1 protein-coding gene is annotated in these 727 nt (G+C 67.5%); it reads left to right on the forward strand.

Annotated elements, in window-relative coordinates:
* Positions 1-117 precede the first annotated feature (117 nt).
* Positions 118-727 (forward strand): extracellular solute-binding protein (locus ABD323_RS42755; RefSeq protein ID WP_344447437.1); only part of this gene is annotated, 610 nt, incomplete at its 3' end.

Here is a 727-nt window from a genome sequence, read left to right on the forward strand (position 1 = left end):
CGTACCCGTGGTGCTGGTCTTCGCCTTCGTCCAGAAGTACCTGGTGCAGGGCATGAGCGCCGGCGCCGTCAAGGGCTGAACTCCCCCATCCCATCCGAGAAGAACAGGCCCCCAGCCATGTCCCGCCCCCTGCGCACCACCGCCGCTGCGCTCGCCGCGCTCGGCCTGCTCACCGCCTGCGGCTCCTCCGGCAGTTCCTCCGACGCGGGTGGAAAGACCACCGTCACGTTCTGGGACAACAACGCCGGACCCGCGAGAACCCCGCTCTACCAGAAGCTGATCGCCGACTTCGAGAAGGTCAACCCGACCATCACGGTCAAGTACGTCGGTGTCACCAGCTCCGAGGTGGCGGAGAAGTACAACACCGCGATCGCCTCCAACTCCACCCCGGACGTCGGCGGCGTGGCCACCGCGCTGCTCGCCTCGCTCACCGCCCAGAAGGCGCTCGACCCGCTGGAGGAGCGGTACGCCAAGAGCGCGCTGAACGGGAAGGTCTCGGCGAACTTTCTCGAGATATCCAAGAGCGCGAGCGGCGGCAAGGGCCTCTACCAGCTGCCGTCCTCCGGCAACCAGGACGTGATCTGGTACCGCGCCGACAAGTTCAAGGAGGCCGGCCTCACCGCGCCCCGGACCTGGGACGAACTCTTCGCAGCGGCAGCCAAGTTGACCGACAAGGGGAAGAACCAGTACGGCTTCACCATCCGGGGCGGCGCCGGCTCCGGCTTCG

The sequence above is a fragment of the Kitasatospora nipponensis genome (genome assembly GCF_039528135.1).
Lineage (GTDB): Bacteria > Actinomycetota > Actinomycetes > Streptomycetales > Streptomycetaceae > Kitasatospora > Kitasatospora nipponensis.